18 protein-coding genes are annotated in these 17,042 nt (G+C 72.5%); 8 read left to right on the plus strand and 10 right to left on the minus strand.

Annotated features, from left to right (window positions below; genetic code table 11):
• Positions 1 to 99: 99 nt before the first annotated feature.
• From moaA to WDV06_RS18825, 3 genes are all read right to left on the minus strand, one after another.
• Entirely contained in the window at positions 100 to 1,089 is a 990-nt protein-coding gene (moaA, locus tag WDV06_RS18815) for a GTP 3',8-cyclase MoaA (protein ID WP_395510918.1), read from the minus strand.
• A gap of 165 nt (positions 1,090 to 1,254) precedes the next feature.
• Complete coding sequence (locus WDV06_RS18820) at positions 1,255 to 2,880, minus strand: solute symporter family protein (RefSeq protein ID WP_395510919.1); 1,626 nt, start codon at positions 2,878 to 2,880, stop codon at positions 1,255 to 1,257.
• Positions 2,877 to 3,242: a DUF485 domain-containing protein gene (locus WDV06_RS18825; RefSeq protein ID WP_395510920.1), complete on the minus strand. Its 366-nt coding sequence runs from the start codon at positions 3,240 to 3,242 to the stop codon at positions 2,877 to 2,879. Before WDV06_RS18825 ends, WDV06_RS18820 begins: the two co-directional genes overlap by 4 nt.
• A 269-nt stretch (positions 3,243 to 3,511) precedes the next feature.
• On the opposite strand from WDV06_RS18825, the gene WDV06_RS18830 reads away from it, so the two are divergent.
• Positions 3,512 to 5,059 carry a S8 family serine peptidase gene (locus tag WDV06_RS18830; protein WP_395510921.1) on the plus strand — a complete coding sequence of 516 codons (1,548 nt, stop codon included), beginning with the start codon at positions 3,512 to 3,514 and terminating at the stop codon, positions 5,057 to 5,059.
• Between the two features lie 54 nt (positions 5,060 to 5,113).
• On the opposite strand, the gene WDV06_RS18835 is transcribed toward WDV06_RS18830, so the two are convergent.
• Genes WDV06_RS18835 through WDV06_RS18845 form a run of 3 tightly spaced genes read right to left on the minus strand, consistent with a single transcriptional unit; the run spans position 5,114 to position 7,739 of the window.
• Positions 5,114 to 6,157, minus strand: coding sequence for a zinc-dependent alcohol dehydrogenase family protein (locus WDV06_RS18835; RefSeq protein ID WP_395510922.1), 1,044 nt, complete (start codon positions 6,155 to 6,157; stop codon positions 5,114 to 5,116).
• Between the two features lie 29 nt (positions 6,158 to 6,186).
• A complete protein-coding gene (locus WDV06_RS18840) occupies positions 6,187 to 6,846 on the minus strand; it encodes a lysoplasmalogenase (RefSeq protein WP_395510957.1) in 660 nt (219 codons plus the stop codon).
• A gap of 17 nt (positions 6,847 to 6,863) precedes the next feature.
• Complete coding sequence (locus WDV06_RS18845; protein WP_395510923.1) at positions 6,864 to 7,739, minus strand: sterol desaturase family protein; 876 nt, start codon at positions 7,737 to 7,739, stop codon at positions 6,864 to 6,866.
• A 92-nt stretch (positions 7,740 to 7,831) separates the two neighbouring features.
• Between WDV06_RS18845 and WDV06_RS18850 the strand changes: the two genes are divergently transcribed.
• On the plus strand, positions 7,832 to 8,818 hold the full coding sequence (locus WDV06_RS18850) for an NACHT N-terminal Helical domain 1-containing protein (protein ID WP_395510924.1): 987 nt from the start codon (positions 7,832 to 7,834) through the stop codon (positions 8,816 to 8,818).
• Positions 8,790 to 8,933 carry a hypothetical protein gene (locus tag WDV06_RS18855; protein WP_395510925.1) on the plus strand — a complete coding sequence of 48 codons (144 nt, stop codon included), beginning with the start codon at positions 8,790 to 8,792 and terminating at the stop codon, positions 8,931 to 8,933. The genes WDV06_RS18850 and WDV06_RS18855 overlap by 29 nt, the downstream gene beginning before the upstream one ends.
• A 20-nt stretch (positions 8,934 to 8,953) precedes the next feature.
• On the opposite strand, the gene WDV06_RS18860 is transcribed toward WDV06_RS18855, so the two are convergent.
• Genes WDV06_RS18860 through WDV06_RS18875 form a run of 4 tightly spaced genes read right to left on the minus strand, consistent with a single transcriptional unit; the run spans position 8,954 to position 13,154 of the window.
• Positions 8,954 to 10,174: an amidohydrolase family protein gene (locus tag WDV06_RS18860; protein WP_395510926.1), complete on the minus strand. Its 1,221-nt coding sequence runs from the start codon at positions 10,172 to 10,174 to the stop codon at positions 8,954 to 8,956.
• Complete coding sequence (locus WDV06_RS18865) at positions 10,171 to 11,457, minus strand: amidohydrolase family protein (protein ID WP_395510927.1); 1,287 nt, start codon at positions 11,455 to 11,457, stop codon at positions 10,171 to 10,173. The genes WDV06_RS18860 and WDV06_RS18865 overlap by 4 nt, the downstream gene beginning before the upstream one ends.
• Before the next feature lie 13 nt (positions 11,458 to 11,470).
• Entirely contained in the window at positions 11,471 to 12,355 is an 885-nt protein-coding gene (locus tag WDV06_RS18870) for an SDR family NAD(P)-dependent oxidoreductase (RefSeq protein ID WP_395510928.1), read from the minus strand.
• A gap of 1 nt (position 12,356) precedes the next feature.
• A complete protein-coding gene (locus tag WDV06_RS18875; protein ID WP_395510929.1) occupies positions 12,357 to 13,154 on the minus strand; it encodes an acetoacetate decarboxylase family protein in 798 nt (265 codons plus the stop codon).
• A 149-nt stretch (positions 13,155 to 13,303) separates the two neighbouring features.
• Between WDV06_RS18875 and WDV06_RS18880 the strand changes: the two genes are divergently transcribed.
• The 5 genes from WDV06_RS18880 (at position 13,304) to WDV06_RS18900 (ending at position 16,909) form a co-directional block, all read left to right on the plus strand.
• Entirely contained in the window at positions 13,304 to 13,924 is a 621-nt protein-coding gene (locus WDV06_RS18880; protein WP_395510930.1) for a TetR/AcrR family transcriptional regulator, read from the plus strand.
• Between the two features lie 43 nt (positions 13,925 to 13,967).
• Complete coding sequence (locus tag WDV06_RS18885) at positions 13,968 to 14,951, plus strand: DEDDh family exonuclease (RefSeq protein WP_395510931.1); 984 nt, start codon at positions 13,968 to 13,970, stop codon at positions 14,949 to 14,951.
• A gap of 88 nt (positions 14,952 to 15,039) precedes the next feature.
• Positions 15,040 to 15,273, plus strand: a complete 234-nt coding sequence (locus WDV06_RS18890) for a hypothetical protein (RefSeq protein WP_079431638.1) — start codon at positions 15,040 to 15,042, stop codon at positions 15,271 to 15,273.
• 81 nt (positions 15,274 to 15,354) lie between these two features.
• A complete protein-coding gene (locus WDV06_RS18895; protein ID WP_395510932.1) occupies positions 15,355 to 16,143 on the plus strand; it encodes an SURF1 family cytochrome oxidase biogenesis protein in 789 nt (262 codons plus the stop codon).
• A gap of 10 nt (positions 16,144 to 16,153) precedes the next feature.
• Positions 16,154 to 16,909, plus strand: coding sequence for an SDR family oxidoreductase (locus WDV06_RS18900; RefSeq protein WP_395510933.1), 756 nt, complete (start codon positions 16,154 to 16,156; stop codon positions 16,907 to 16,909).
• The last annotated feature ends 133 nt before the right edge of the window (positions 16,910 to 17,042 follow it).

The following is a 17,042-nucleotide window of genomic DNA, read 5'->3' on the forward strand; positions in this document are numbered from 1 at the left end:
CCCGGAAGGCCCTCACCCGTTCAAGATCCCTCAGCCGAGACCTGCGTCACCCGTCCACAACCTCCCGGGACAGAACAGCTAGGCCGTCCCTTCGGGAGCTCAGCCGCCGATCGCCGACATCGGGCGGTCCGGCTGGAGGAACGACGGGTCGTCGAGTCCGGAGCCGGCCTTCTTGCCCCACATCGCCACCTTCCACAGGCGGGCGATCTCCTCGTCCGGGGCGCCCGAGCGCAGCGCGGAGCGCAGGTCGGACTCCTCGGTGGCGAACAGGCACGTACGGACCTGGCCGTCGGCCGTGAGCCGGGTGCGGTCGCAGGCCCCGCAGAACGGGCGGGTGACGGAGGCGATGACCCCGACGGTGGCCGGGCCGCCGTCGACCAGCCAGCGCTCGGCGGGGGCGGAGCCGCGCTCGTCGGCGCCCTCCTCGGTGAGGGTGAAGCGGGTGCGCAGGGACTGGAGTATGTCCCCGGCGGTGATCATGCCGTCGCGCTTCCAGCCGTGCTGGGCGTCCAGCGGCATCTGCTCGATGAAGCGGAGCTCGTACTCGTTCTCCACGGCCCAGGCGAGCAGGTCGGGGGCCTCGTCCTCGTTGAGGCCGGGCATCAGGACGGCGTTGACCTTGACCGGGGTGAGGCCGGCCTCGCGGGCGGCGGCCATGCCGTCGATCACGTCGTGGTGGCGGTCGCGCCGGGTGAGGATCTTGAAGACCTCGGGGCGCAGGGTGTCGAGCGAAACGTTCACCCGGTCCAGGCCGGCGGCCTTGAGGGCCTGCGCGGTGCGCTTGAGGCCGATGCCGTTGGTGGTCAGCGACATCTTGGGGCGGGGCTCCAGAGCGGCGCACCGTTCGACGATCCCCACCAGGCCGGGCCGCAGCAGCGGCTCCCCGCCGGTGAAGCGGACCTCGGTGATGCCCAGGTGCGTGACGGCGATGCGGATCAGCCGGACGATCTCGTCGTCACTGAGCAGATCGGACTTCCCCAGCCACTGCAGGCCTTCTTCGGGCATGCAGTAGGTACAGCGCAGGTTGCACCGGTCGGTGAGTGAGACGCGCAGGTCAGTGGCCACGCGGCCGTACGTGTCGAGAAGCACTGTGGGCCCCCTCCCCTGTCCGGATCTAGAGGTTCTATGGATCGAGCGTACGCGACGGGTGTGTCCCCGAGAGGTGCCCGAATGAACGAGACGTAACACGGCCGCGTCGTACGGAAGTACGACGCGGCCACGCACGGTGTTCGTACGGTCTCGGGGAGCCTCTGTTCAGTGGGCCCCGGTTCCGGTGAGGGAGCGGACCTCCAGCTCGGCGAACTTCTGCGGGTCGGCCTCCTCCTTGGAGAGCACCGTTCCCAGCCAGCCGAGGAGGAAGCCGAGCGGGATCGAGATGATGCCCGGGTTCTCCAGCGGGAACCAGTAGAAGTCGGCGTCCTTGAACATCGAGGTGGGCTTGCCGGAGACCACCGGCGAGAAGAGCACCAGGCCGACCGCCGAGATCAGGCCGCCGTAGATGGACCACAGGGCGCCCTGGGTGGTGAAGCGCTTCCAGAAGAGGCTGTAGAGGATCGTCGGGAGGTTGGCGCTGGCGGCGACCGCGAAGGCCAGCGCGACCAGGCCCGCCACGTTCATGTCGCGGGCCAGGGCCCCGAGGAAGATCGCCACGGCGCCGATGACCACGGTGGACCAGCGGGCCGCGCGCATCTCCTCCTTCTCGGTGGCCCGTCCCTTGCGGATGACGTTGACGTAGATGTCGTGGGCGAAGGACGAGGAGGAGGCCAGGGTGAGGCCCGCGACCACGGCGAGGATCGTGGCGAAGGCCACGGCGGAGATCACCGCGAGGAGGATCGCGCCGCCGGTGGAGTCGGGTCCGCCGCCGACGGCCTGGGCGAGCAGCGGGGCCGCGGTGTTGCCGGCCTTGTTGGACTTGATGATCGCGTCCCGGTCGAGCAGCGCGGCGGCGCCGAAGCCGAGGGCGATCGTCATCAGGTAGAAGGCGCCGATGATGCCGATGGCCCAGTTCACGGACTTACGGGCGGCCTTGGCGGTGGGCACGGTGTAGAAGCGGATCAGGATGTGCGGCAGGCCGGCGGTGCCCAGGACCAGGGCGAGGCCCAGGGAGAGGAAGTCCAGTTTGGTCAGCGAGTCCTTGCCGTACTTCAGTCCCGGCTCCAGGAACTTCGTCCCCTGGCCGCTGTGCTCGGCGGCCTGGCCGAGCAGGGCGGAGACGTTGAAGTCGAACTTCAGCAGCACCAGGAAGGTGATCAGCATGGCGCCCGCGATGAGCAGCACCGCCTTGACCATCTGCACCCAGGTGGTGCCCTTCATCCCGCCGATGGTCACGTAGACGATCATCAGGACGCCGACGAGGGCGACCACGGCGATCTTGCCGCCGTCGGCGGTGATGCCCAGGAGCAGCGAGACGAGCACGCCCGCGCCGGCCATCTGGGCGAGCAGGTAGAAGATCGACACCACGATGGTGGAGGTTCCGGCGGCGGTGCGGACGGGCCGCTGGCGCATCCGGTACGCGAGGACGTCGCCCATCGTGTAGCGGCCGGAGTTGCGCAGCGGCTCGGCGACCAGCAGCAGGGCCACCAGCCAGGCGACGAGGAAGCCGATGGAGTAGAGGAAGCCGTCGTAGCCGAAGAGGGCGATGGCTCCGGCGATGCCGAGGAAGGAGGCGGCGGACATGTAGTCGCCGGAGATGGCGAGGCCGTTCTGGAAGCCGGTGAACTGGCGGCCGCCGGCGTAGAAGTCGGCGGCGTCCTTGGTCTGGCGGCCGGCCCAGACGGTGATGACGAGGGTGGCGACGACGAACAGCGCGAACAGGGTGATGATCAGCGGGCGGTGCTCGGTGGCGCCGGCGGCGGTCGTCAGCTGCGGGACGGTGCTCATGCTCCGCCCTCCAGCCTCTCCTTGATGGCCCGTGCCTTGGGGTCGAGCTTGGCGGCGGCGTGCCGCGAGTACAGCCAGGCGATCAGGAAGGTCGTCGCGAACTGCGCGAGACCGAGCACGAGGGCGACGTTGACGTTGCCGAAGAGCCTGGTCCCCATGAAGCCGCCCGCGTAGTTGGACAGCAGGACGTAGAGCAGGTACCAGGCGATGAAGGCCACGGTGAGCGGGAAGGCGAAGGAACGGTAGGAGCCGCGCAGTTCGGCGAACTCGGGGCTCTGCTGGACGCGCGCGAACTCTTCGGCCGGCACCTGTGCGGCGGCCGGTCCCGCGCCGCCGGGCGGCGGCGCTGCTTGCGTGGTCACGGGGGGTTCTCCTTGTGACGCGGGTGCGGTGGGGACGGACAAAACAACCTCCGTGTGGGGGGCGTGGTGCCGAGCCCCCCGGTGAACGGCACGGGCGGCGCGCCGGGTCGGTTCAACACCGGCTGTTTCTTCGGCGGTCCTGCGTTTGAAACGGCTGATTCCTCGAACTGATGGCGCAAAGGCGAACGACGACGCTAGGTTCCCTTGTCATGAACGCGTCCGACGCGACCGCGTGCGGACTGCTCATTCACGGATGATGTGGAGAACCCATGGCTCCTCTGGGATCCGGCCGCCGGCGTGCCCTCACCGTTCCGGTCGGCCTGGCGCTCACGGCCTCACTCGCCTTCCTGCCCTCGCTGGCTGCCTCGGCCGCGCCGCTGGGCGACACGGCGGGCTCGGCGACGGCCGCGCCGACAGCCGCCGCCGGCCCCGCGCTCTCGTACGTGGCGAACCTGACCGCGTACGGGACGGCCCAGCAGGCCGGGAAGGCCATCGAGGAGGCCGGCGGGACGGTGGTGACGGTCTACGGACAGATCGGCGTCGTCGTCGCACATTCCCAGAACCCGGACTTCGCCAAGCGGCTGCGGGCCCAGCGGAACCTGTTCGTGTCCGTCGGAGCCACCCGTACGGCCCCTCTCCAGACGGTGCAGACCACCGAGGAGGGCACCACCCAGAGGCTCTCCGACACCGACGCCGCGCGGGCCGCCGCGGCGGCCGAACCGGGGCAGGAGCCCCTCGAAGCCAACCAGTGGGACCTGCGGGCCATCGGGGCCGACCAGGCCCAGAAGGTGAACGCGGGCAGCCGCAACGTCACCGTGGGCGTCATCGACACGGGCGTGGACGACACCCACCCCGACCTCGCCCCGAACTTCTCCAAGGAGCAGTCCGCCAACTGCGTCGGCGGCGTCGCGGACACCACGGACGGCGCGTGGCGCCCGTACCCCGACGGCAGCGACCACGGCACGCACGTGGCGGGCACCATCGCCGCCGCGCGCAACGGCCTCGGCGTCAGCGGCGTGGCACCGGGCGTCAAGGTCGCCGCGATCAAGGTGAGCGAGCCCGGGACCAGCCTCTTCTACACCGAGGCGGTCGTCTGCGGGTTCATGTTCGCCGCCGAGAAGGGGATCGCGGTGACCAACAACAGCTACTACGTCGACCCCTGGTACTTCAACTGCAAGACGGACGACGACCAGAAGGCACTGGTCGAGGCCCTCACCCGGGCCGGCCGGTACGCCGAGCGCAAGGGCGTGCTGAACGTGGCCGCCGCCGGCAACGAGAACTGGGACCTGGCCGCCGACTCGATCACCGACGACACCAGCCCGGACGACGGCACCCCCGCGCCGCGCACCATAGACCCGAAGGTCTGCCTGGACCTGCCCACGCAGCTGCCGGGCGTGGTCACGGTCAGCGCGACCGGCGACAAGGGATTCCGCTCGTACTACTCCAGCTACGGCCTCGGCGTCGTCGACGTGGCCGCCCCCGGCGGCGACAAGTGGCAGATCCCCGCCACCCCCGACGCCAACGGCCGGGTCCTGTCCACCCTCCCGGGCGGCGGCTACGGCTACAAGCAGGGCACCTCGATGGCCACCCCGCACGTCGCGGGCGTCGCGGCCCTGCTCAAGAGCACCCACCCGGGGGCGACGCCCTCCCAGCTCCAGGCGATGCTCAAGGCCCAGGCGACGAAGACCGCCTGCCCGGACAAGATCTACGACGCCACCGGCACCCTGGTCGACGCCACCACCTGCCAGGCCAAGTGGGGGCAGACCGGCTTCTACGGCTCGGGCGTGGTCGACGCCCTCAAGGCCGTGAAGCGGTGACGGGAAGGGGCCGGGCGGGGCTCACCCGGCCGGCCCCCTTCGGCATCCGCCCGGTCAGGGCTTGATCAGGACCTTGAGGGCGCTGCGGTCGTCCATCGCGCGGTAGCCGTCCGGGACCTCGTCCAGGGACACCGCCCGGTCGAAGACGGGCGCCGGGTCGATCGCGCCGCTGAGCACGTCCTCCAGGAGCTCCGGGATGTACGCGCGGACCGGCGCCACGCCACCGCGCAGGCTGATGTTGCGGTCGAACATCACGCCGAGGTCCAGGCCGGTTCCGCTGCCGTGCGGGACGCCGACGTAGCCGATGGCGCCGCCGTCGCGGGTGATGTTCACGGCGGTGCGCATGGACTGCTCGGTGCCCACCGCCTCGATGACGGAGTGCGCGCCCTGGCCGCCGGTCAGCTCGCGGACGGCCGCCTCGGCCGCCTCGCCGCGCTCGGCGACCACGTCGGTGGCCCCGAAGAGCTTGGCGATGTCGGTACGGGCGCTGTGCCGGCCCAGGGCGATGATCCGCTCGGCGCCGAGCCGCTTGGCCGCGAGGACCCCGCACAGGCCGACCGCCCCGTCGCCGACGACGGCGACGGTGGAGCCCGCGCGGACGCCCGCGCCCAGGGCGGCGTGGTGGCCGGTGCCCATGACGTCGGAGAGGGCGAGCAGTCCGGTCAGCAGGTGGTCGTCGGAGGCGGCCGCGGCGGGCAGCTTCACCAGGGTGCCGTCGGCGTGCGGGACCCGCACGGCCTCGCCCTGCCCGCCGTCGAAGCCGACCGAGCCCCAGAAGCCACCGTGCACGCAGGAGGTGTACAGGCCCTCGGAGCAGTAGTCGCAGGTGCCGTCGGACCACATGAAGGGGGCCACGACCAGGTCCCCGGCCTTCAGGCCGGAGACGGCGGAGCCGGTCTCCTCGACCACGCCGAGGAACTCGTGGCCGATGCGCTGGCCGGGCTGGCGCTGGGCCTCGCCGCGGTAGGCCCACAGGTCGCTGCCGCAGATGCAGGCACGCAGGACGCGGACGACGGCGTCCTCGGGGCGCTGGATCGCAGCGTCGGGCACCTCCTCCACGCGGATGTCGTGCGGGGCGTGGATGACGGTGGCGCGCATGGTGGTGCAGCCCTCCGGTTGAAGATCGTTCAGTCTTGTATGACCTCCCTACGGTACGCCTGCTCCGGGCGGACCGCGCCAAGGGCCAGCAGGTACTGGGCCGCGAGGTAGGTGGCCATGATCCAGAAGTCGGGGCGCGGGAGCTGGGGCCACTCGGCCACGCCGGTGGCGATCAGGCTGTCGGAGAGCAGGAACAGCGCCCCGCCCGCCCCGGCGACCCGGCCGAGGGCGCTGGAGCGGTAGGCCATCGAGGCCAGCAGCAGGCTGTAGCCGGCGACGGGGATCCGCAGTCCGGCCGGCAGGTCCCCCCACAGCAGCGCGACGGTCCCGACGAGCGCCAGGGCGTACGCGCCCCCGAGCGCGGGGCTCGTCCGGCCCCTCCCGAACAGGACCAGGTAGCAGATGTGCCCGGCGGCGAACGAGCCCATGCCGACGAGGAAGGCGGGCTCGGCGTCGAAGAGCAGGGCGAGGTCCCCGCCCCAGCCGAACAGCAGCGCGGCGACCAGCAGCCGGGGGGCGCCGAGCGTCAGCACGTACCCGACCAGCAGCGGCATCAGCAGCGGCTTGGCGATCAGGTGCCCGGGGTGCCAGCCGGCGAGCAGCGAGACGAGGTCGGCCGCCGAGGCCACGGCGAAGGCGGCGAGGAGCACCCGCCCGGCGGTACCGGCGCTTCCCGGTGCGGACCGCATACGGGACTGGACGGCACTCACGCGGCGGGCTCCGGCGCCTTCTCGGGCTGCGCGGCCGCGGCCGGGGCGGGCTGCCACCCGGGCCCGCGGAAGATCCGCCCGGCCCGCTCGCGCCAGCTGCGGGCGGCGCGGACGTCGCGGGCGATGGCGGCGTATTCGTGGGTGGCCACGCGCAGCGGGTTGTAGGTGCCGATGTTCTTGGTGAGCCCGTAGACGGGCCGCTCGGTCTCCCCCACCCAGGACCCGAACATCCGGTCCCAGACGATCAGGATGCCGCCGAAGTTGCGGTCCAGGTAGCCGCCCTGGGAGGCGTGGTGGACGCGGTGGTGGGAGGGGGTGTTGAAGACGTACTCGTAGGGGCGCGGCAGCTTCCCGATGCGCTCGGTGTGCACCCAGAACTGGTAGAGCAGGTTGATGCCGTAGCAGAACGGGATCGCGGCCGGGTGGACGCCGAGGGCGACCATCGGCAGGTAGAACCACCAGGTGGTCGCGCTGGTCCAGGGCTGGCGCAGGGCGGTGGTGAGGTTGAACCGCCTGCTGCTGTGGTGGACCACGTGGCAGGCCCACAGGATGCGGATGACGTGGTGCAGCCGGTGCTGCCAGTAGTAGAGGAAGTCCTGCACGAGGAGCATCAGCAGGGCGGTCCACCACAGGAACGGCACCCGCAGCGGGGTCAGTTCGTAGACGGCGGTGAAGACCGCGACGACCGGGATCTTCCAGAGCAGGTCGAAGCCGATGCTCCCGATGCCCATGGTGACGCTGGTGACCGCGTCCTTGGCGTCGTAGCCGGCGGCGTCCTCGTCGGGATGGAGCCGGTAGCTGACCACCTCGATGACGGTGAGCAGCACGAAGGCGGGTATGGACCACAGCACGACATCGGGCAGATTGGGCATGGGCGCACCTTAGGGCGGGTTCCGGGGTGCCGCTAGGGGTTGTTACCGATCAGTATCCGACGGGGTTACCCGGGGTACAAGGGGGAGGGCGCATGGCAGGGGCGGAAACGGCGGTGTTGAGGGCGGCCAGCACGGCGGCGGGGTGGCTGTGGAGGACCCGGCTGGGGCAGGTGCCGGGCGCCAGGCTCACGGACCGGCCGGTCCGGCCGGCCGCGCGCTGGCGCCGGCCGGAGGAGCTGGGCCCGCCGGAGGCGCGGAGGCCGGCCGAGGGGCCGGCGGAGCGGCTGGGCGGAGCCGGGTCCGGGTTACCGGAGCACGAACGCCTGGCGGCGCTCGACGCGGTGGCCGACGCGTTCGCGGCACTGGGCGGGGCCGGCGCGGACGCCCTGTTCGCCGCCGACCTGGACCCCGCGCGGCTGACGGCGCTGCTGCCGGTGCCCGCGGGGGCGGGACTGAGCCCGGGGGCGGAGGCCCTGGCCCGGGACCTGATCCGGCTGGCGTGCGCGCACGCGGTGGAGTACCTGACGACGCTGCCCTCGTTCGGGGCGCGGGCCGACGTGGAACTGGTACGCCGCACCGGGGCGTTGCAGCGGTCCGTGGACCGGCTGGCCGAACGCGGCGACGGGACGGCGCACGCCTTCGAGGAGCGGTACGCCCGCTGGATGGCCGACACCCACGGCCGGCTCCGGCTGTTCGGCCTGACGACCGGCCGGGCGCGGGAGGAGTGGCCGCTGGACCTGGCGTACATCGGCCTGGCGGTCAGCGCCGAGGAGTACCGGCTCCAGCCGGGAGAACCCGGACCGCACCCGACCACCGTCAAGGCGGAGCAGGCCCTCGGAGCCGCCGACCGGGCGGTGCTGCAGGGTCCGGCGGGCTCGGGCAAGAGCACCCTGCTCCAGTGGCTCGCCGTCAACACGGCCCGTCGGACGGGCGGCCCGCGCTGGGACACCCGCGTCCCAGGACGGACTCTCCGGGCTGGACCTCACCGCCTGCCGCCGCCCGAACGGCCTCGCGGCCCTGCACGGGCTGCGCGGTCTCACGCGTCCGGGGTTGACCGGGCGGCTCAGCGGCGGCTGTGACCTGGCCCCGCTCGCCGACCTGGACCGGCTGACGATCACACTCGGGGCGAATACCCACTCCGCCGGCCTGGACCGGATCCCGCCGGAGCGGATCAAGAGGCTGAGCCCCTGGTGATCCGCCCGGCGGGAACCGCCTCACCAGACGCGGACCGAGCCTCCTCGGGCGAAGGCCGGGCTGGTGGCGTCGGGTGGGGCGGACGTCAGCGGTTGGGCCACCTCCGAGACCAGGGGGCCGCACTTCGACGCCACCGCGTCCAGCAGGGCCAGGTCGAACCCGTACACCCGGGCCGCGTTGCCGCCGACCATCGCCGCGACCTCCTCCTTCGGCAGACCCGCGTACGCGATCCGCAGGCCCTCGCGGGAGTAGGGCGTGGTGCCCTCGTCGTGGGGGTAGTCGCTGCCCCACATGATCTTGTCGAGGCCGATCCGGTCCCGCAGCGGGACCTCGTGGGGGCGCATGAAGCTCGCCCCCACGAAGCAGTTGTCCCGCCACACCTCGCTCGGGCCCTTGCCCATGGCCTCGGCGAGCCCCGCCCCGAACTTGGACTCCGCCGTGGACGAGGCGGCGACCAGGCGGCCGTGGTAGTAGTCCAGCATCCGGAGGACGCCCGGGATCCAGCCCGAGCCCTGCTCCGTGAGGACCAGCTTCAGGCCCGGGTGGCGGCGGAAGGCGCCGCCGAAGATCAGGTGCCACAGGGCGCGGTGCGAGAACCAGGTGGTCTCGACCATGAAGACGGCGCGGGCCGCCGGCTCGTCGCCCAGCGGCGGGGACGCCGAGCCGCCGTGGTGGTTGACCGGGACGTCCAGTTCGTCGCAGACCGCCCAGAGGGGGTCGTACGCGTCCGAGTACAACTCGGGGACGGTCGAGCCGGGCGGGACGCCGGGCAGCAGGATGCCCCCCGTCAGCCCGGCCTCCCGGGTGCGGCGGATCTCCTTCACCGCCGCGTCCACGTCGTTCAGCAGGATCTGCGCCACCCCCGCCCGCCGGCCCGGCGCGTCCGCGCAGAACTCGGCCAGCCAGCGGTTGTGGGCCTGGAGTCCGGCCCAGCGCAGCTCGTACTCGGCGGCCGTCGGCGGCTGCGCCATCAGGGAGGCCTTCGGGAAGAAGGGAGGGATGGTGTTCGGGAAGACCACCTCCGCGACGATGCCGTCCGCCTCCAGCTCCGCCAGCCGCCGCGCCGAGTTCCAGTTGCGGTCGGCGGTGTCCGCGAGGAGGTCCTCGTACGGGTTGACGTAGGTGGCGGCCCAGGCGTCGAACGCGTCGTGGTGGCGCTTGGCGAGGTAGGGCTTGTAGTCCAGCAGGTCGGCGCCCGCGTGGCAGTCGGCCGAGATGACCGTGTAGCGGTCCTCCGTCATGACGAGACCCCCAGGACCGGGAAGTCGTTGTCCGTCAGCCAGTGCCGGCCCACCTCGCGGGAGCGGGCCCAGGAGGCCTCCACCGACGCCTGGTCGGGCGACTGGCCCAGCTCGGCCGGGGTGGGGCCGATCCGGCGGGCGATCGGGGCGAGCTTCCCCGTGTCGAAGCCGAAGACCTCGGCCGCCGCCAGGCCCAGCATCCGGCGGGTCTCGGCCACCGGGATGTCGTGGAAGGTCCGGGCCAGCCAGGCGCGGGTGTCGGGCCAGGTCCCCTCGGGGTGCGGGAAGTCGGAGCCCCACAGGATGTTGTCCACGCCGATCTCGTAGCGCTGGGCCAGTTCGCGGCGTTTGGTGTTGGTGGCGCAGACGAAGACCTGCCGGTCGAGGTACTCGCTCGGCGGGCGCTTCAGCTCGGCGAAGGGCGAGAGCTTCTTGCCGCCGTGCGCGCCGAGATAGAGGCGGTCCATGAACCACAGCTGGTTCGGCAGCCACCAGCAGCCCGACTCGGCGACGCCGAACCTCAGCCCGGGGTGGCGTTCGAAGACCCCGGACCACAGCAGGAACCACAGCGGGCGGGCGGGCCACCAGGTGACCTCGGAGACGTAGATGCCCAGGTGGTCGCCGTACTCGTGGCGCGGGGCGGCGCCCGAGTGGGTGACGACGGGCATGCCGGTCTCGGCGGCGGCCGCCCACACCGGGTCGTAGCGGCGGTCGTGGTAGGGGGCCTTGTCCACCCACATGGAGGGGATCATCAGGGCGCCCAGGCCGGACTCCTTCGCCCGGTGGATCTCGGCGACCACCTTGGCCGGCTCGGCGGTGACGGGCAACAGGGCGACGCCGCAGTGCCGCTCGGGGTTGCGGGCGACGAACTCCGCGAGCCAGCGGTTGTGCGCCTGGGCGCCGGCCATCCCGAGCTCGGGGTCCTGGTCGCCGGACAGGCCCAGGCCCACCCCGAAGGGGGCCGCGGTCTGGCTGTCGACGGCATCGGCGTCGGGGAAGACGACCTCGGCCGCGACTCCGTCGCCGTCGAGCTCCTTCACCCTCTGGGCCGGGTCCCAGCCGCCCTTGAGGCCCTCCTCGTGGTCGTGGAACCACTTCTCGGCGAAGGCCTCGTTGCGGATGCCCAGGCGGGTGGCCTCCTCGCGGCGGGCGTCGCGCCGGCCGAGGAACTCGTCGAAGGCGCGGTGGAAACGGGAGTCGAGGTAGGGGCGGTACTGCTCGGTGGGCAGCCCGGCGTGGCAGTCGGAGGAGATGATCAGGTACGGGTCTTCGTACGCGCTCACGGTGTGTCTCTCCTCAGTCGAGGATGAAGCTTTCCAGGTAGGCGGGGTTGGCCCGGTCGAGCATCGACTGCGACCGGGCGCGGATCTGCCGGTCGCTGTGCTCGCTGGCCGGGAGCATCCAGAACCGGTCGGCGCGGATGCCGTCGACCACGTGCTCGGCGACCTCCTCGACCGGGGTGAAGCGCACCTCGTGCCCGGCCGCGCGCATGGCGGACTCGTACTGGTCGAGGGTGCGGTACGGGGACGTGCGCGGGCGCTCCTTCGCGTAGCGCTCGGGGCGGTTGCGGTGCGACTCCCACAGCCCGGTGCGCAGCATGTGCGGTCCGGGGAAGAGGACGGAGGCGCCGACGGAGGCGCCCTCGGCCTTGAGGTGGGCGTAGAGGGACTCGGTCATCGTCACGACGGCCGCCTTGGTGACGGCGTACACGGAGGCGGTCGGGAGCGGGGCGATGCCGCCGTCGCCGGAGGAGGTGTTGACGACGTGCCCGGGGGCGCCGCCGGCGATCATGCGGGGGACGAAGGCCTGGATGCCGTGGAAGACGCCCCAGACGTTGACGGAGAAGGCCCATTTCCAGTCGTTCGGCTCGTGTTCCCACATCCGGCCCTCGGCGCCCGAGCCGACTCCGGCGTTGTTGCAGAGGACGTGGACCGCACCGAAGGCCTCGTAGGCGGCATCGGCGAGGGAGACGACGGAGTCGCGGTCGCTGACGTCGACGGTGTGGGCGAGCACCTCGGCGCCGTCCGCCCGCAGCTCGTCGGCGGCCTTGCGCAGGGCGCCCTCCTCGACGTCGGCGAGGACCACCCTGAGGCCTTCGGCGGCGAAGCGGCGGGCCAGGGCCAGGCCGATGCCGCTCGCGGCGCCGGTGACGACGGCCACCTGTCCGGGTTCGATCCTCATGTCACGCACCCCCCTCGGGCGGGCCGTCGAAGGCCTGTTGCGGGTCGTCGTAGCGCTGGTGGAGGTAGGGGAGCAGGGCCTGGGCACTGACCCGTTCGACGGCCCGGCCCTGCTGGTCGCTGGTCTTCTCGCCGATGGTGAGCTCCACGAGACGGCGTACGGACAGGTCGGCGACCGGGTCGAACATGGACTCCCGCAGGACCACGTCACCGGTGAGGTGCTCCAGCTTGCGGACCTTCTCGTTGCGCGTGCAGTGCACGAGGACCGGGTCGTCCTCGAAACCGGAGCCGTCGACCGCCGGCAGGAACTTGAAGTAGAAGTCGGTCTTCCTCGCCGGTTCGGGCACGGGCAGTTCCCGGTCCACGGCCCCGCGCACCTCCACGAAGGCGATGCCGTGCCGGGCGAGGGAGGCGCGCACGACCAGCCCCTCGCGTTCGACGGTGACCTCGCCCAGCTTCTTGGGCTCGCCGAACACCTCGCGGCCGCCGGTCAGGGCACGCTCGTGGGTCATCGGCATGACCAGCGGGTACCAGCCCTCGACCCCGCCGTGCCGGGCGGCGACGGCGACCGAGCCGGCGCCGAGCGGGTAGCCGGGCAGGTCGACCTTGCTGATGTTGGCCCGGACGAGGGGCCGTTCGGCGGGCTTCAGGGGCGGCGGCAGGACGGCCGCCACCACGTCCGGGTCGGTCTCCCAGACGGCCACGACTCCGGTGGACCAGATGTCGGGGAGGTTCGAGCTCTTCTCGCGCGACGCGGCGATCTCCGCTCCGGTGCGCGCTCCGTACCGTACGCGTGCCATGTTCCGCACCACCCTTCTGGGGGTCCCCCCGGACGGAGCCCGGGAGGAGGGTTCTGTAACACAGTTACACCGCTGCCGATGAAGGGTAAAGAGGGCCGCACAGAGAAAACTGACGGTGCGTCGGATCGATCGGACCGGGGAGGACGCCGATGGCGAGGAGCCCGCTCACCCGCGAGGCGGTACTGGCGGCCGCCGCGGCGCTGGTCAGGCAGCACGGCCCGGACGGCCTCACCATGCGCAAACTGGCCGCCGAGCTGGGGACCGCGGTCACCTCCATCTACTGGCACGTGGGCAACCGCGAGCAGCTCCTCGACGCCCTGGTCGAGCGGACCGTCGAGGACATGGGGGCCATCCGGCCCGTCGGCCGCACCCCCGCCGAGCGCGTCGTCTCCATCGCCCGCGGCCTGCGCCGCGAACTGCGCGAGCGCCCGCACCTGATCGCGATGGTCCACGAACGCGGGCTGACCGACCGGATGTTCCTGCCCGCCCAGCGGGCCCTGGTGGCCGAGGTGCGCGCGGCGGGACTGCGCGGCGCCCGCGCGGCCGACGCCGTGCGCGCCGTCCAGTTCCAGGTGGTGGGCTTCGTCCTGGTGGAACGCAACCGCGAGCGCTCCCCCGTCCAGTCCCCCGGCGAGGGCGAGCTGTGGGACCCCGCCGACGCACCCGGCGACCCGGCCCTCGCCCGGGAGCTGGCCCGTCCGGCGGACCCGGAGCGGCTGTTCGTCCTCTCGGTGCGGACCCTGACGGAAGCCCTGCTGGCGGGCGGATGAACCGGCGGCGGACCGGGACTGTCCGTGAGGGCCCGTATCCTCTATGACCATGCTCGACGACCGTACGACCGCAGACACGACGTGGCCGACCGCGTACCCCCAGGGGTACGCGGTCGTCGACGTGGAGACGACCGGGCTCGCTCGCGACGACCGGATAGTCTCCGCGGCCGTCTACCGGCTCGACGCCCGGGGCGACGTCGAGGACCACTGGTACACCCTGGTCAACCCGCGCCGCGACCCGGGGCCGGTCTGGATCCACGGCCTGACCAGCGAGATGCTGTCGGACGCGCCCCTCTTCGAGGACATCGCCGGGGAGTTCGCCGAGCGGCTCGCGGACCGGGTCCTCGTCGCGCACAACGCCATCTTCGACTGGCAGATGATCGCCCGGGAGTACGCGCGGGCCTCGTCGGCCGCGCCGGTACGCCAGCGGCTGTGCACCATCGCCCTGTCGAAGGAGCTGAACCTCCCGCTGCCCAACCACAAGCTGGAGTCCCTCGCCGCGCACTACGGCGTGGTGCAGCAGCGCGCCCACCACGCGCTCGACGACGCCCGGGTGCTGGCCGAGGCCTTCCGCCCGTCGCTGCACGCGGCCGCCCGCGACGGCGTACGGCTGCCGCTGCTGGAGTGCCGCCCGCTGACGGAGTGGTCGGACTCCCCCGCCACGCCCCGGGTCGGCTACCAGGCCTCGTACCGGGGCGGCGGCAGCTGGCGCGCCTCGCGGAAGCTGACGCCCTCCCCCTACCCGAACCCGGGGCGGTTCGAGGACGGCAAGCCGCTGAAGCAGGGCATGCGGGTCGCGTTCTCCGGTGACACCTCCGTGGACCGGGAGCTGCTGGAGGACCGGGCGGTGGAGGCCGGGCTGCACGTCGCGACGAGCGTGTCGCGGCTCACCAGCCTGCTGGTCACCAACGACCCCGACTCCGCGACCTCCAAGACGGTCAAGGCCAAGGCCTTCGGCACCCCCGTCGTGGACGAGGCGGCCTTCACCCAGCTGCTGCGGGACGTGGCGCCCGCCGAGGAGAAGTAGCGCGGCCGTTGCTCCGGGCGGGTGCAGGCGCCGCGACTCACCCCGGCGGATCTTGTTCCGGCCCGCCGGCCCGCGAACCATGCGGCGCATGGCACGTTGTGAGGTCTGCGGAAACGATTACGGCATGTCCTTCGAGGTGCACGCGCAGGGCGCGGTGCACGTCTTCGACTGCTTCTCCTGCGCCATCCACCGCATGGCGCCCATCTGCGAGCACTGCCGGGTCCAGATCATCGGACAGGGCGTCGAGGTCGAGGGGCAGTGGTTCTGCGGCGGGCACTGCGCCCGCGCGGAGGGGAAGGTGGGCATCGTCGACCGCGTCTGACCCGTCCCCTTTCCTCCCCCTCCATCCCCGGAAGGCCACCCGCCCTCCGGGGTCCTTTCCCTTGCGGGTACCGTCATGGACGTGTACCGCTTCTTGCTGACCCGGCAGTGGGTGTGCCTCACCCTCATCGCCCTCGTCCTCATCCCCGTGATGATCAAGCTGGGGTTCTGGCAGTACCACCGCCATGAGCACCGGGTCGCCCAGAACGAGCTGATCGCGAAGAACCTCTCCGCGAAGCCCGCGCCCATGACCGAGGTCACCTCGCCCGGCCACACCGTCCCGCGCGCCGACTACTGGCGCGCCGTCACGGCGACCGGCACGTACGACTCCGCGCACGAGGTCGTCGTCCGGATGCGCACCTCGAACGACGACAAGGTCGGCTTCCAGGTCGTGACCCCCCTGGTGCTGGGGGACGGCCGGGTGGTGCTGGTCAACCGGGGCTGGGTGCCCGGCGGTGACGACCCGACCGCCTACCCGCCGGTGCCGGCCGCGCCGTCGGGCGAGGTGACGGTCACCGGACGGCTCAAGGCGGACGAGACCAGCGGCGGCAGCGGGATCAAGGACCGCAAGGGCCTGCCCGACCGCCAGGTGATGCTCGTCAACAGCGAGCAGCAGTCCGCCTACCTCGGCAAGCCCGTCCTCGGCGGCTACCTGGAACTCACCTCCCCGCTGCCGCCGAGCGGCGGACCCGAGGCCGTGGCGGAGCCGGACCACGACTCGATCGGCCCGCACATGGCCTACGCCGTGCAGTGGTGGCTGTTCGCGGCGGCCGTGCCGGTGGGGTGGCTGGTCCTGGTGCGCCGGGAGCGGCGCGACCGCGAGGCGGCGGCCGCGGTGGCCACGGTGGAGCGGGAGCCCGCCTCGGCGTAGGTTGGCCCGCATGGATCTTGAACTGAAGGACCGCGTCTACCTCGTCACCGGCGCCACGCGCGGGCTGGGCTTCGCCGCGGCACGGGAACTGGCCGCCGAGGGCGCGAAGGTCGTACTGACGGGGCGGGACGGGAAGCGGGCGGCGGACGCGGCCGCCGAACTGGGGCCGGACGCGGTGGGCCTGGCGGCCGACAACGCCGACGCGGGGGCCGCGGAGCGGCTGGTGGCGGAGGCGAAGGAGCGGTTCGGGCGGCTCGACGGCATCCTCATCAGCGTCGGCGGGCCGGCGCCGGGCGGCACGGCGGACACCACCGACGAGCAGTGGACGGCGGCGTTCGAGTCGGTGTTCCTGGGCGCCGTCCGGCTCGCACGGGCGGCGGCCGCGGAGCTGGGTGAGGGCGGGGTCATCGGCTTCGTCCTCTCGGGCTCGGTGCACGAGCCGATCCCCGGCCTGACCATCTCCAACGGCCTGCGGCCGGGCCTGGCGGGCTTCGCCAAGTCCCTGTCGGTGGAGCTGGGGCCGCGCGGGATCCGCGTGATCGGGCTGCTGCCGGCGCGGATCGACACCGACCGGGTGCGGGAGCTGGACGCGCTGTCCGGCGACGCGGGAGCGGCCCGGGCGCTGCACGAGTCCCGGATCCCGCTGCGGCGGTACGGGACGCCGGAGGAGTTCGGCCGCACCGCGGCGTTCTTCCTCTCGCCGGCGGCGTCGTACCTCACGGGCGTGATGCTCCCGGTCGACGGCGGCTTCCGGCACGGCTTCTGACCTTGCCGCGGGTGCGGGCCCCGGGGTACCGCTGCGCGGAGCCGTGTCCCCGCCCCGCCCTTCCTCCGTTCCCACCTCAATCGCCGGTGCGGCCGCGGACGCGGCGCCGGCGCGGGGTCCGGGGCCCAGCCCG

Origin of the sequence: Streptomyces racemochromogenes (assembly GCF_044129415.1) — a bacterium.
In the GTDB taxonomy this organism is placed as follows: domain Bacteria; phylum Actinomycetota; class Actinomycetes; order Streptomycetales; family Streptomycetaceae; genus Streptomyces; species Streptomyces racemochromogenes_A.

What these genes read in the sequence shown, in the direction of transcription:
- WDV06_RS18820 (WP_395510919.1), bottom strand. Translation starts at nt 2,880, where the DNA reads ATGAGCACCGTCCCGCAGCTGACGACCGCCGCCGGCGCCACCGAGCAC.
- WDV06_RS18830 (WP_395510921.1), top strand. Translation starts at nt 3,512, where the DNA reads ATGGCTCCTCTGGGATCCGGCCGCCGGCGTGCCCTCACCGTTCCGGTC.
- WDV06_RS18835 (WP_395510922.1), bottom strand. Translation starts at nt 6,157, where the DNA reads ATGCGCGCCACCGTCATCCACGCCCCGCACGACATCCGCGTGGAGGAG.
- WDV06_RS18840 (WP_395510957.1), bottom strand. Translation starts at nt 6,846, where the DNA reads ATGCGGTCCGCACCGGGAAGCGCCGGTACCGCCGGGCGGGTGCTCCTC.
- WDV06_RS18845 (WP_395510923.1), bottom strand. Translation starts at nt 7,739, where the DNA reads ATGCCCAATCTGCCCGATGTCGTGCTGTGGTCCATACCCGCCTTCGTG.
- WDV06_RS18850 (WP_395510924.1), top strand. Translation starts at nt 7,832, where the DNA reads ATGGCAGGGGCGGAAACGGCGGTGTTGAGGGCGGCCAGCACGGCGGCG.
- WDV06_RS18860 (WP_395510926.1), bottom strand. Translation starts at nt 10,174, where the DNA reads ATGACGGAGGACCGCTACACGGTCATCTCGGCCGACTGCCACGCGGGC.
- WDV06_RS18870 (WP_395510928.1), bottom strand. Translation starts at nt 12,355, where the DNA reads ATGAGGATCGAACCCGGACAGGTGGCCGTCGTCACCGGCGCCGCGAGC.
- WDV06_RS18875 (WP_395510929.1), bottom strand. Translation starts at nt 13,154, where the DNA reads ATGGCACGCGTACGGTACGGAGCGCGCACCGGAGCGGAGATCGCCGCG.
- WDV06_RS18880 (WP_395510930.1), top strand. Translation starts at nt 13,304, where the DNA reads ATGGCGAGGAGCCCGCTCACCCGCGAGGCGGTACTGGCGGCCGCCGCG.
- WDV06_RS18885 (WP_395510931.1), top strand. Translation starts at nt 13,968, where the DNA reads ATGACCATGCTCGACGACCGTACGACCGCAGACACGACGTGGCCGACC.
- WDV06_RS18890 (WP_079431638.1), top strand. Translation starts at nt 15,040, where the DNA reads ATGGCACGTTGTGAGGTCTGCGGAAACGATTACGGCATGTCCTTCGAG.
- WDV06_RS18900 (WP_395510933.1), top strand. Translation starts at nt 16,154, where the DNA reads ATGGATCTTGAACTGAAGGACCGCGTCTACCTCGTCACCGGCGCCACG.